This is a genomic window from Actinoplanes aureus (assembly GCF_015704865.1).
In the GTDB taxonomy this organism is placed as follows: Bacteria; Actinomycetota; Actinomycetes; order Mycobacteriales; family Micromonosporaceae; genus Actinoplanes; species Actinoplanes aureus.
The window spans coordinates 1-12724 of record NZ_JADQTO010000038.1; the positions used below are offsets into that span (position 1 = coordinate 1).

A 12724-nucleotide genomic window follows, 5' to 3' on the forward strand; every position below is an offset into this window, starting at 1 on the left:
CCCACTGCCGGCACTCTGGTCTGCCGCCTTGCTGCCGCCGACTGTCCTCACTCCTACCGGCCGGGTAGTCGGCGGCGAGGCGCAACCGGTGCAACAGCCTCGAATCCTCGAACTGGCACCCTTCAGGCATCTTTCTTGGTCGATTGCTTGTCTTACCGGGAGCCTCACCTGGCCTCGCAACCCACCCCTGGACGCGCCGTCAGCTGCGCGAACTCAGTTGGAAAACGCTCCTTGTTCCTACGGTCAGCCAACGCAACGGAGCCTCCGCCCTCTCGGTGATTCCATTTATTGGCACAGAATCCCTTACTCGGAACGTTGCGGACCCTCGGTTCTGATGCGATCCAATCGTTCTTGGAGGTCCGTCCGGCCAACCGTCGCGAGTGTGGTCGCAAATAGCTCGATGGCCAACTCGGCCCGTTTCTCTCCGCTACTAAGCCAGGTCACGAAGTCGATCAACAGCGGTAGGAGCTCTGCCTCCGAGAGCTGCGAGTCAGAGAGCTGGGCGGCGGCGGATTCATGCAGAGTGTCCAGAAAGATTTGGCTGCCGACCGCGTCCACTAACTCTGGCCGCTGCGACATCCACCAGATTCTTCCCAAAGCGGCGTCGGTAAAGACGTGGTCGCGCAGGAATTCGAGACGCAGAAGTTCAGCCTTCAACTCCGAGCGTTCTGACCTCTTCTCAATCGAGACGGCCACTTCAACGAACAATAGTTCAGGAGAGATCGAGGAAAATGACTCGTGCATTTTGATCGCCATCGAGTCGAGACCTAAATGTGAGACGCCCTTAAGCACGTGCGAACCTCTAGATATCAAACTATCGTGAATAGTGGCCAAGGTGGCTCCTGCCGTCCTTCGCCACCAGACTCGAAAATGTACATTGAATGTATTGGAGTTCGCCTTCATTCGGACCGAAAATTCATCCTTGCGCCAGCCTGCTATCCGCAATAACGCCAAGGCGCCGTGCCATCGACTCAAACCTCACTCCTGGACACGCGCAGCGGTGAATTAATTTGTACGAGACGGCGGAATAGTTCCCGCTGGGTACACCCAGCGGCGCCCAACAGCAAGGACGCGACGTCATCCTCCTGCACGATCGGTTGTATGGCCGGTGTGAGCAAGTCCAAGACGGCCGACCTATCGAGCCTCTCCGCATCAGCTTGCTTAAGCATGGCGTCAGCCAGCTCGAAAGCTCGCGGACGCGTTTGCTCGTCGCCTATCAGCTTGGTGAACCCGTCGACGATCCTCCGCGAGAGTTCGTCGTGCCGGACGACGTCGATCAGCACGCCCTCGATTGTGGCATCCTTCGCGCGGGCATCTAAGAGTGTAGTCAGGGCGAAGCTTCCCGCCGCCTGCGTTGTTTTGCTGCCGAACCAGTCGAGCGTTTGGCGGACGACAAGTTGACGCATCTGCTCGCTAACTAGGGCCAGTAGTCGCAAAGCAGATAGGGCGGACGGCTTAGCTTTGCCCGAAGAGTGGTCGAGTAGAAGACGAAGCCGCGTCAATGCCATCGTTGGAAACTTTCGGCCGAACTGGCGGGCACAAACTTCCGCGATACCGGCTAATGCCTCCGGTGAAGTCGACGCGGAGGAAGCCGCTTGATATAGCCGTCGACGCACTGCTGGGCCGATATCGGCGCTGGTTGCAAGGCCATCGAGTAGCTCGATCGACAGGCGCCGGTGCTGCTGCCGACCATCCAGCCAGCCAAAGACGACATCGAGCACCTCAATTGATCGGTGCTCCTTGGCGAGCCGGACGAGCACTCGGGAAATTTGGTCAAGGTACTCTACCGCTGGCTTGCGCTCACCTGTGATGTCGGCCAGCCAGTCCAGGAGGTAGCTGCGAAGCTGGGGTCGTTCGGTCCAAATGCGGTCGAGGATGGCTTGGTCCAGTCCGCGACGTCGGCGGGTCAAGAAGATAAGATCACCCTCTCGAATGGCCTCAATACTCTCCAAGAGCCCGGACAGCTCTGGACCGGCCAGCAGATCCGCTGGTTGAGGCTTAGCCTTCTTGTTGTGCAGCAAGTAGTCCGATGACGTGAGTACAGCCTCCGCGTCGGCGCCATCGAGCGCTGCCGCGGCGATCAAGAGCGCTCGTTGTCGCGCGACGTCGTTCTGGCGCATATTCGGATGTACGTCGCGAAGCTTCCCGAGCTGCTGGTCGAGGTAGGACCGCCAGCGGAAATATTCGTCGTTTATACGCGAAGCCGTCGCCTCGTCGAGAGTGACTGTCGACGCCAGCGTCGAGGCGAGCTCTGCCGCTCGTTGTGGCGGAAACTGCCCAGCCTCTAAATCGTCCAGCACTTCTGAAATCTGGACCCTATTTCGCAGGTCAACGAGAGTATGGGGGGATCCCGCGGCCTCCAAGCGTTTTATCAGCACTTTCAATGGTTTAGGGATCCCCGGGTCGATCGTAATGTTGGACGCAAGCGGGAGACACAAGCGCCATCTCTCGCTCGTAACGACGATGATCAGCCTCGCGTGAAAACGTTGAAGCCTGCTGGCGAAGTCTTGCAACTCCCGGGCGAATGACTCGGCTATAGTGTCCGGCTCAAACGTCAGGTCTAAGAGGTATCGGCCGTTCTTCTCGCAGGGCAGTTCGTTGGTACGCGGTCTCTGCCAGTCGGTGATTAGATCGAGGATAATTTCGGGATTGCCGCGGTTGAGGAGGGAAAGTGCGGTACTTCTTCGTCCGGTCCCGACGGCGCTCTCGAGGACGACGACTGGAAATGACTGTCGAGTGCCTTCAAGTACCTCGACAGCTTTGCGGTAGAGGGGCGGCGGCTCGAAAACCTTCGCCCCGTCCCGCGCTTCGTCGGTTACGTCAATCGAAGACAAGAGACGCTGTTGGTTGTGGATGAGGTCGTGGCCAACCTGGATGAGCGTACTGCCGTCGTGGGATGTCCCGATTTGCTTAACGCTTGGGCGCTGTGAGTTGCTATCGCTGTCGTTCATCGCGATAGTCATGGCCGACTTGAATGAAAGTGCTCTTGCCTTCGGATTGGCCGTATTGATTCACCGTCAACCCTCCGCCGCTCTTCCCGAGATGATTAGATATTTCTTCGGCCAACGCCTCGAATTCTGCGGCGAATGACGCATCGCCGCGAAGGCGACTCCGGAGCTGCCCCCGCAATTCGGCCGTTAAGTCGCGTGCTACTTCGGGCTTCAACTCCGGCCGCGCTGCGGCATATGTGCTGTGCATTCCATCTAACTCAGTCAGCGCTTCCTCCTCATCGCTTGACTCGCCACGCCCGAGGATTCGGGCGAACTTGGTCCTGACATCGGACCATGCATTGGTAGCCATCGCTGTTACTACAGCCGATGCCGCAGCACCGGCAATTTCGTTGAAATCCAATATGCACCTCGCTAAGAGTAAGTTGATATCGGCGGCAGTGCGGGTGTCGCATTCACGAGATACGATACCGTCATTGGAGACCGGAACCACTGTCCAAATATGGGTTGCTACGGAAAGTTTGATCAGTTATGGAGCTGTTGGAAGCCGTGGACCGGCCGGGCGGCGGCAACGCTCCGAGCATTTCTATCGACCGTGGGCGAGGCCGCGCATTGACGGATGCGCCAGCAAAGTAACACCAGCTCAGCGCATGGACTGTTGAGGGGCTAAATGATCGAGTCCGCGTCGGTTACGGCGACTGGACGCAGTCGTCAGCCGGCTATGGGTCGCAGTTGGTTGGTCAGGTAGCCGACACCCAAAATTCTAGATCGTTGAACCCGTGTTAGTGACATCAAACGGCGCAGAAGATTGAGATACTACAATGCGCCAGTGTTGCGACCGCTCCGCCGGGCGGGTCGCGAGGTATTCCGATTGCCGCGCATGCCTATATTTAGGGTAGGCGATGTTTCTATCAGTCAGAAGCGCGACATGCTGTGGCTTCTACCGTCGATGGAACATAGCATGCCTGTGCGCCTCGGCGTCAAAGGTCAAGCCCTTGGAGTGGCTGGTGATGGATGAACCGCGTCAAGATGATGATGTGGCAGCGGTATGCATTGGCGGCAATAGCGAAGCGGAAGTATTCAATCGAGCGGCTCAATGGATCGCCAAGAACGATGGCTCCGTCGAGATCCAGGCATTGCATTGGCAACGCGTTTCTCGTCAGCCCTATCCTGGTCGGCCGGTATTCGAGATGCACATATACTTTGAGCCACAATAACAGGCTGCGATAGTTCGCATGTTCGAAGGCAATGTCCTGTCAGGCGGTGCGCCTGCCGAGGTTGATAGGTAAGGGTGAGTGATCAGGGCGGTTGAGACTGAAGCGGCAGGCTGGTCTCGGCGAGGAACACGTCCTGTAAACCCTGCAGCGGAGCGCCAGCCTGCTGGCACACGCTGCCGCCAGGACCCTCGCGGCCCGGCCCGACAGCAGGCAGGCCGCCGCTTCCTCCTCGCGTACGCCGACTTTGCCCAGACCCCCAGCCGCACTGCGACCCGGAACGGTCGGCGCGCCTCGTTCGAACCGGTCCGCAGCCTGCACCCGGATCTCTTAGCGGCATTGTACCTGCCGAGAATGTCATCCGTGCAGTTCAGGCGGCATGCTCGTATTCGTGGAGGATGCCGCCGAGGCGGTCGCGTCGACGGATGTCGAGTCGCGTGAGCCGGTCCGGGTCGGTGATCGGTGCGGGTAGCGGGGCGAGTGGCCGGGCGTTGCCGATACCCTGATGCGGGCGATGTTCGTTGTAGAAGGCCTCGTACTCGCGCAACGCGTGCAGCAGATGCCGCTGGTTGAGGATCAGTGTCCGGTCGAGCAACTCGCGGCGGCAGGTCCGTACCCAGCGTTCCATGATCGCGTTCATCCGGGGCATCCGGACACCGGTGCGTACCACGGTGATGCCGGCGTCGGCCAGGATCGCGTCGAACAGGGCCGGATATTTGCCGTCGCGGTCGCGGATCAGGTACTTCACCGGGCAGCCGGTGTCTTCGACGTCCATGACCAGGTTCCGCGCAGCTTGGGCCACCCAAGCCGTAGTGGGGTGCGCGGTCGCGCCGAGGACCCGGACACGGCGGCTGGCATGCTCGATGACCGCGAGGACATACAGGCGGGTGCCGGCCAGCGTGATCGTTTCGAGGAAGTCGACGGCCAGGATCGCCTCGGCCTGCGAGCGCAGGAACTGGGTCCAGGTCGTGGTCGCGCGGTCCGGGGCGGGATCGATCCCCGCCGTGTGCAGGATCTGCCAGACGGTGGACGCGGCGACCTTCACGCCGAGGGTGAGTAGTTCGCCGTGTACGCGCCGGTATCCCCACGACGGGTTCTCCGCTGCCAGGCGCAGTACCAGTGCACGGATCGAGCGAACGGTGCGGGGGCGTCCTCGCCGTCGGGGCCGGGACATGGCTGCGTGGCGGCGGGCGTGCAGGTCGCGATGCCAGCGCAGCACCGTGTGCGGGCGTACCAGCAGCCGCAGGTTCTGCAACGCCGGCCTGGGAAGCGTGCTGAGCAGCGCGGCCGGCCACGCCCGATCGGCCGGTGCGAACCGGACCCGCTTCCCGCCGAGCTGCCGCTGCAACACCGCGAGCTGATGCCGCAGAGCGAGGATCTCGGTGTCCTTGTCGCGATCGTTGCCCGGCAACAGCCGCAGCAACGCGAACGCGTTCGTAAAACCCAGATACGCCAGGCGCAGCAGCATGAGTCAACATCCTCGCCACTCACCGACGACGAGGACTCGGGGGACACCGACACCCCGGGGCAGCCGCGATCGTCCCCGACTGCCAGAAGTCCCTTGACCAGCGCGGATGTACTTTCCGGCAAGTACAAGGCTGAACGCGCGAGACTGGAACGACGGCTGACGGAAACCTCGGAGGCTCCGAGTCGGATGACCCAGGACGAGATCCGCCAGCTCGTCACCGCGCTCGGCGACATCGTCACCGTCCTGCGTAACGCTCACGCGGAGGACAAGGCCGAGGTCTATCGGCAGCTCAACCTGCGCCTGGTCTACGACCCCGAAACGACAACGGTCCGCGCCGACGTGAGTCTTGGCGCGAACCGTGGGGAAAAGGTTGGTGTCCGAGGGGCGACACAGACCTATTCCCAACATACCGTGAGGCTATCTACTACTATTCCATTGAAATAGTGCACAAGGAACCCGTCGGGGAGGACTTCACCCGGACGGGTTCCTCTTTATGGGGCGCGCAGCTGTACTCGCTGTCCATACCGGCGCAGCGGCTCTCCGTCGGCGAGGTTGCCGATGATCGACCTCAGTGGTGGTGGCCCCTTCCAGCGACGGTGAACGTTGCGCTGACGCTCGGCCGGTACGGCCCGCCCCCACCGTACTCGGCCCGCACACGGTGCGACCCGTCGAGGACGATGGTGGCGCGGCCATTCGGGTCGAGCGTGACCGGGCTCCCGGCCGGCCGGCCGTCCACCATGAAGGCCACCGACCCGGCCGGGGCGCGGCTTTCGTTCGTCTGGACCAGCGGCAGCACCGTCGCCGTCACCGGCACGGCCGGGCCGTCTGGGCGCCCGACGGTCACCTGGACTGCGGTGGCCTGCTGGAACATCTGCTGCTCCAGCAGGTAAGCGCGGGCGAAAGTGGCATCCCCCGTGCTGGCCACGTCGAAGACGCAGTCACCGTGCAGGGCGTCGTCGGTGACCCTGCGGCAGGCCCATTCCGCCGCCTGCTCCGGCAGCCCGGCCGCGGGCGGGTGGGCGCCGGGCACCTCGAATTGCGGCGGCACCACGCACGGCGCCTGTGGGGCAGGCCAGCCGGGATCGGTGAAGCTCTTGGTGGAGGTGCCCGGCTCGTACACGAACAGGCTGGTCTCGTCGGTTACCCGCCACGCGTCGGCGAAAGTCCGGTGCAGCACGTTGTGCCGCTCCGACAGCGTCGCCGGCATCGGGCCGCTGGACACCCGGGCCGGCAGCAGCGGCAGCCAGCCGTCCGCAGGGATCGCGCCCATGATGCCCTCGTCGGCCTGCGTCCGGGAGACGCGCACATTCAGGTACCAGATGCCGTACGCCGTCCAGTAATGCGGCGTCACGGTCAGGACCGCCTGGCTGGCGTAGTCGACCCGCAGCCCGGCGGCGCCGTTGCCCAGCTCCATAGCGGTCACCCGGTGGTCTCCGAGGTCCAGACCCTCGCGTGGCAAGCGTGCCTTATCGCCGTCCACGAAGAATACGAGTTCACCGTGCCTGCCCTGCCAGCCCTGCTGGTATGCGATCCGGTGCTCGCCGACGCGTGCCGCCACGGCGGTGTTGAGGCTGACGCACGATGTCAGTCCGGTCGCCGGGTCGGTGACTGGGGCGGCCGCCGCGACCGGCCAGTGCCGGGCCTGCACCTCCATCCCTTCGTGGTCGCGCAGCAGCACGAATTCGCCGGCGCCCTGGAAGTCGGAGCCTTTCCCATCGACCGTGTGCACGTGCGGATCGCCGTTGTCCGATCCGTCGTCGGGTGCGCCTATCTTCAGCCGGAACACGGTCTGGTCGGCCCGGCCGGCTTGGTCGGTGGCCGTGAGGTAGACGTATTCGGTGTGCGCCGGGACGCCGGTGGCGTCGTACGTCCACGACCACGTGCCACCGCCATCGTCGGTCACCACGCCGGTGCTGGCCGTCAGGCTGACCGGGTCGCCGTCGGGATGGTGGTACGTGCCTTGGCGCTGGGCGATGCCGCCGACCGGGGTGTACGCCCACGAGCCGGCGACGGTCACGTACGGTCGCTCGCTGCCGTCGGTGTCTGACACCACGAGTTCGCTGATCATGCCTTGGTGGTGGTGGATGAAGATGTGGCAGTGGAACAGCCATCGGCCGAGTGCGCCGCCGAGCGTGACGCCGTCCGGCAGCGGGCGGTCGGCGAGCCGCACCCGGAACCGCAGCGTGTAGGCGGCCGGGATGTCGACGTTGTCGCGGAACTCGCGGTATGGCCAGGCGAAGGAGGGGAAGCCGGGCTGCTCCAGCGCGATCGGCTGGATCGAGAACCCGTGCAGGTGGAATGGGTGGTGGCTGCCGCTGAGGTTGGTGACGGTTAGTTCCAGGATGCGGTCCTGCTCCGCCCAGCGGGACGTGGCGATGTGCGGGGCGGCGGTGAACGGCACGAAGCCCATGAAGGAGCCGGAGACGCCGTCGATCCCGGCCGAACCGGTCACCTGGATGTCCTGGTTCGCCGATCCCGGCTTGGCCGGTGCGAAGGCGGCGGGATCGAGCAGCGTGCCGGTCGCCGCGCCGAGCGTTTCGACAGGCGCCGGGATCGCGGCACGGAGGGCGGTGCCGCCGCCGATCGTGAAGGTTGCCGCCGCCGGTCCGGTGACGTTCAGGTGCATCACGGGTACGGTTGGTAGCCCGGCCCAGAGTCCGCCGCTGCGGCGGTAGTCGCGGGTCCAAAGCGTCAGCCCGCCGGTCGCGGCCGGCGGGATGGCGGCCACGACGTCGGCCCGGGAGCCGGGCGGCAGCAGGATCTCCCCGGCGCCGAACTTGGTGTCGAATCCGCCGGTCGTCGCCCCGCCCTCGACGACCGCCTTGTCGAGCAGCCCACCCTCTCCGCCGACCCGCACGAGCGGCACCGTCACCCCGACGGCGGTGGTAAGGATCAGCCGGAAGTATCGGTTGATGGAGCAGTTGGCGATCTGCAGGCGCAGTCCCTGACCGGCCAGCACGTCCATCTTTTGGGCCCCGGGCAGTAGAGCCCCGGGCGCGTCCGGACGGCCGAGCCGTCCGCCTACGTTGACGCCGTTGGTGAGCACCGTCTGACCCTCGTTGTGCTGCCCGGTCCGGAAGACGCTGGGGACGTCACCGGCGGTGTACGACGCGAGTGCGGGACTGCCGTCGTCGGCCGCCGCGGTGGGCACCTGGCACAACGTCAGCGGCGTCGGTGGTGGTTGTGCCGAGGCGCCGCTGAGCCACTCGGCCCGGTCTGCCACCGACATGGTCGTGGGGTCGGGATAGGTTGCCGTGTCGTTCGAGCCGGGCGCCTTGCACACGGTGATGTCGCTGAGGACGAGCTGCCGGGTGTCGGCGGCTCCGGGCAACACATCGGCGGCGATCAGCGCGGCCTCGTGCGGGTCGTTGACGACGATCATGCCGTACATGCCGCGGAACACGTGGTTCGTCGCGTGGTGGTGGTGCGGGTGGTACCAGTACAGGCCGGGCCGGTTCGCCGTGAAGGCGTACAGGTGGGTGCCACCGGCCGGTGCCGGTGCCGGTGGCGGGTGATGGGCGGCCGGTCTCACCCCGTCCTGGGTTACCTCGGTGCCGTCCGCGCCGTTCGCCAGCTCGATGCCGTGCCAGTGGATGCCGATCGGGTGGTGCATCTCGTTGACCAGCCGGACGAACGCGCGGTCGCCCACGTCGAGCCGCAGGACCGGCCCTGGGATCGCGCCGTTGAACGTCTCGGCGTGCGCCGTCACACCGCCGATGTCGACCATCGCGTGGCGAGCCACGATCGTGGTGGCGAGGATGCCCGGCGCCGGGTCGAGGTCAGTCGCGACCGGGACGACGTACGGGCTGGCGCCGGTGGTCATGAGCGGTCCTGCTCCGCGACCGTGCAGAGCAGGTTGGCGCTCGTGCTGGAGTGGTTGGAGTAGCGCCCGCCACCGGTGTAGGTGGCCTGGATGACGTGGTCGCCGGGCTTCAGCCGCAGCGTAGTGCGGGCCCGCCCTAGGGGGTCCAGCTCGAATGGCCGCTTGATCGGCGTCCCGTCTACCACGAAGGTCAGCAATCCGGTCGGCACTGGCCGGCCGGGCGTCAGAGCCGATACCCGGGCGGTGACCGCGAGGGCACCGGACCGGCGCGCCGGTTGATCGGTATCGTCGTCGCGGGGCGTGCGGTCGGCGAACGTCGGTGCCTCGAAGCCCTCGACCTCGACCCTGGTGCCGTAGAGCCGGAGTTCCTGGGCGGCGACGTACTCTTTAGCGAACGCGGCGTCGCCGGTGGTGGCCACGTCGAAGACGCAGAAGGCGTGCAGGTCGCCCTCGGTGACGACCCGGCAGATCGCCTCGGCCTCTTCGACGTCCATGCCGCCTAGCTCGTGCGTGCCCGGTGCGGCCAGCTCAGGCCGGATGTTGTTGCACGGCGGGCGTTCGCCGGGCCAGGCGCGGTCGGTGAAGGTCTCGGTCGAGGTGCCCGGCTTGTACGTGAACAGACTGGTCCGGTCGTCGATCCGCCAGGATTCGGCGAACGTCCGGTACAGCGCGTCGTAGCGGTCCGGCAGGCCGGCCGGCATCGGGCCTAGGTCCGTGCCGTCGCGTAGCCGCGGCAGCCAGCCGCCTCGCGGGACCTGACCCATGATTCCCTCGTCCGCCCGGGTGCCGGAGACGGCAATGTTCAGGTACCAGACCCGGTACGGGTTCCAGAACGCCGGTGTGGCCGTCACCACGGAGCCGTCCGCGTAGTCGATCCGCAGCCCGCGCTCGCCACCAGCGTCGAACAGCGACACGCGGTGGGCGCCGAGGTTCAGGCCCGGCGGCGCGATATCTGCGGCCTTGCCGTCTACGAACAGCTGTAACAGCTTGCCCTCTAGGGCCGGCTGGTACGACAGGGTGTGCCCGTCCACCCGCGCTGCGACCGCGGTTATCAGGCTGACGCACACGGTGATTCCGGTGTATCCGTCGGTGACCGGGTTGGCGGCGTTCACCGGTGTTTGACGGACCTGGATCTCTAGGTCGCCGCCGCGCAGCAAGGTGAACTCGCCGACCGACTGGAAGTCGTAGCGGGTGCCGTCTACGGTCACCGTATGCGGGTCGCCCGTGTAGGCGCCGCTAAAGCTGACGTCGGTCGCGACGGTGCCCCAGTGGTGCCCGCACAGCTCGTCGGAATGGAAGCCGAACGGGTGCCACTGGAACAGCAGCGAGCTGAACTCCGAGAGGTACTGGACCATGGCGGAACCGGCCGGTGCGAAGGACAAGTTGGCGTTGACCTTCCCGGTGTAGATCTCCTTTTGTGCCCAGCCGCCGGTCAGCGTACCGGCGCGTACGGTGAACTGGCCCGGGTTGGCGTTCAGCACGGCGGTACGTTTGGGCGGGCTGACCGACGCCAGAAGGTGGCCGATGCGACGCTTGAGGTTGCGCCGGTCGGCCGAGTCACCGGCCGGGAGGACGCTGTAATCGGCGAGCAACTGGTCGATCCGGGTTTCGCTCCAGGTGACCAGGCTGGGGAGGCCGAAGGCGGCCATCTCACCGGGCGGGACGGCCACCAGCCCGTTGGCGATCGGCCGGTCGTCCGGCGTACGCGTGTGCTGGTTGATGGTGGTCGCCTTGCTGACGAACGGCCCGAGGCTGGACCCGCCGCTGAATCGGTTGCCCAGGCGCAGCAGGAAGAGGCCCATCGGCTCCAACGCTGCGCTCCAAATTTCCTCGGGTTGCGGGTCGGCGGGGTTCTGCGGGTTATTGCCCGCCAGGTAGGTGTCCGAGCCGAAGTCGACCGGCTCGCCGATCAGCGGGTCGCCGGCGGTGAACCGTTCCGGACCCCCGGTGGTGATGCCAGCGATGGCGTCGACGGTGGTGACTACCGCCTCCGCGTGCGAGCGCAGCGCCACCGGATTGTTGAGGCGCACGACCCGGCCAACCGGGGTCTCCAGGTTCTCCGGGACGCTGCCGATGGCGGGCACGAAGCCGGGCTCGCCCTCCAGGCCCCAAGTCCAGCCCGGCGGCACCGCAGCGTCGTTGGTGGCGGTGTACATCGGGTTGCGGTTGTAGGCGCCGCCGTCCGTGCCGAAGCGCGCCTCGAACCGGCCTCGGAAGTGAACGGCCGGGTGCTTGATCGAGGTCACCGCAAAGGTAGCGACCACCGTCGCACCGTCGCGTACCTCGATGATGGTGTCCTGCCGCGCCGCGCTCTGCAGGGTGGCGTGCACCAGGACGGTCGACGGTGTGGTGGAGACTGTGACCGTCGTCTGGCTGAAGACCAGACCGGCCGGGTTCGGTGATGCCTGGAGTGTGACGGATGCCGATCCGGCGTCCGTCCACAGGCGGAGCTCCGCCGGGTAGGTCGAACCCGCGGGAGCGATCAGGAAGCCGTCACCCGCGGCGTTCCCGGCGAGAGAGATCAGTACGGCCACAGTGGACACCCGCCTTCCTGCTGTGCCCAACACCGTACGACCGCGGCGCGTTGCCCATTAGTAGTTGTCTGCTTACTGACTGTCAAGAGTCGGTGTCGCTCGTACCGTCACCGGTATGGGGCGTCTGCGCATCTGGATGCTGGTCGCTGTCGTGGTGGCCATGCTCCTGATGGTCTTCCTGATCGTCGACCTGGCCGGAGTGCCGCTGGTCACCGACCCGCGGCCGGTGCTGGGCACGGTCTCGGTCGCCGCCGCAGCGATCGGTGTCGGGCTGCTGGTCGCCGACGCCGTGCTGCCGGTGCCGTCGAGCGTCGTGATGGTCGCGCTGGGTGCGACGTTCGGCCTGGCCGCCGGCGCTGCGCTGGCGCTACTGGGCGGTCTCGGTGGATTCGCCGTCGGATATGTCCTCGGGTGGCGGTCCCGCAAGCTGCTCGTGACCGGCACCACTCGCCCGGCGGGGCTGGTGCGGCGCTGGGGCCTGCTGGCGGTCGTGGTCAGCCGGCCGTTGCCGCTGGTGGCCGAGACTGTGGCGTACACCGCTGGTGCCCTGGGAATGCGGCCGGTGGCAACGTTCGCCGCCGCCGCTGCGGGCACCGCCGGACCGGCCGTTGCCTTCTCCTACGCGGGCTGGCGCGGCGCAACAGCCGGCGACGGTTTCGTCGTCTTCGGCGCGGTCGCGGTGGCCACCTTGCTTTGCTGGGTGCTGGGCCGGTCGCTGATGGATTGACTTTCCTGCG

At 65.7% G+C, this 12724-nt stretch carries 9 protein-coding genes; 3 read left to right on the forward strand and 6 right to left on the reverse strand.

The features are described 5' to 3' along the window. Nucleotides 1-303: 303 nt before the first annotated feature. From I4J89_RS43995 to I4J89_RS44005, 3 genes are all read right to left on the reverse strand, one after another. Nucleotides 304-756: a hypothetical protein gene (locus I4J89_RS43995; protein ID WP_196420184.1), complete on the reverse strand. Its 453-nt coding sequence runs from the start codon at nt 754-756 to the stop codon at nt 304-306. 215 nt (nt 757-971) lie between these two features. After that, nucleotides 972-2963 carry a hypothetical protein gene (locus I4J89_RS44000; protein WP_196420185.1) on the reverse strand — a complete coding sequence of 664 codons (1992 nt, stop codon included), beginning with the start codon at nt 2961-2963 and terminating at the stop codon, nt 972-974. Then, entirely contained in the window at nt 2935-3441 is a 507-nt protein-coding gene (locus tag I4J89_RS44005) for a hypothetical protein (RefSeq protein ID WP_196420186.1), read from the reverse strand. Before I4J89_RS44005 ends, I4J89_RS44000 begins: the two co-directional genes overlap by 29 nt. A 502-nt stretch (nt 3442-3943) precedes the next feature. Between I4J89_RS44005 and I4J89_RS44010 the strand changes: the two genes are divergently transcribed. Further along, complete coding sequence (locus I4J89_RS44010; protein ID WP_196420187.1) at nt 3944-4165, forward strand: hypothetical protein; 222 nt, start codon at nt 3944-3946, stop codon at nt 4163-4165. A 367-nt stretch (nt 4166-4532) separates the two neighbouring features. On the opposite strand, the gene I4J89_RS44015 is transcribed toward I4J89_RS44010, so the two are convergent. Beyond that, nucleotides 4533-5630, reverse strand: coding sequence for an integrase core domain-containing protein (locus I4J89_RS44015; protein WP_196420188.1), 1098 nt, complete (start codon nt 5628-5630; stop codon nt 4533-4535). Nucleotides 5631-5723: 93 nt separating this feature from the next. Here I4J89_RS44015 and I4J89_RS44020 point away from each other — a divergent pair, with 93 nt between their 5' ends. Then, the gene (locus I4J89_RS44020) at nt 5724-6074 is read left to right on the forward strand and encodes a hypothetical protein (protein ID WP_196420189.1); all 351 of its coding nucleotides are present in this window, start codon (nt 5724-5726) and stop codon (nt 6072-6074) included. 124 nt (nt 6075-6198) lie between these two features. On the opposite strand, the gene I4J89_RS44025 is transcribed toward I4J89_RS44020, so the two are convergent. Both I4J89_RS44025 and I4J89_RS51845 read right to left on the reverse strand, forming a co-directional pair. Beyond that, complete coding sequence (locus tag I4J89_RS44025) at nt 6199-9453, reverse strand: multicopper oxidase domain-containing protein (protein ID WP_196420190.1); 3255 nt, start codon at nt 9451-9453, stop codon at nt 6199-6201. Then, nucleotides 9450-11996 carry an Ig-like domain repeat protein gene (locus I4J89_RS51845; RefSeq protein WP_196420191.1) on the reverse strand — a complete coding sequence of 849 codons (2547 nt, stop codon included), beginning with the start codon at nt 11994-11996 and terminating at the stop codon, nt 9450-9452. The genes I4J89_RS44025 and I4J89_RS51845 overlap by 4 nt, the downstream gene beginning before the upstream one ends. Before the next feature lie 106 nt (nt 11997-12102). Between I4J89_RS51845 and I4J89_RS44035 the strand changes: the two genes are divergently transcribed. Beyond that, nucleotides 12103-12714 carry a VTT domain-containing protein gene (locus I4J89_RS44035; protein WP_196420192.1) on the forward strand — a complete coding sequence of 204 codons (612 nt, stop codon included), beginning with the start codon at nt 12103-12105 and terminating at the stop codon, nt 12712-12714. Nucleotides 12715-12724: the final 10 nt, after the last annotated feature.

Excerpts from the sequence above, each read along its gene's own strand:
- I4J89_RS44015 (WP_196420188.1), bottom strand. The coding sequence starts at position 5,630 with ATGCTGCTGCGCCTGGCGTATCTGGGTTTTACGAACGCGTTCGCGTTG.
- I4J89_RS43995 (WP_196420184.1), bottom strand. The coding sequence starts at position 756 with ATGGCGATCAAAATGCACGAGTCATTTTCCTCGATCTCTCCTGAACTA.
- I4J89_RS44000 (WP_196420185.1), bottom strand. The coding sequence starts at position 2,963 with ATGACTATCGCGATGAACGACAGCGATAGCAACTCACAGCGCCCAAGC.
- I4J89_RS44025 (WP_196420190.1), bottom strand. The coding sequence starts at position 9,453 with ATGACCACCGGCGCCAGCCCGTACGTCGTCCCGGTCGCGACTGACCTC.
- I4J89_RS44035 (WP_196420192.1), top strand. The coding sequence starts at position 12,103 with ATGGGGCGTCTGCGCATCTGGATGCTGGTCGCTGTCGTGGTGGCCATG.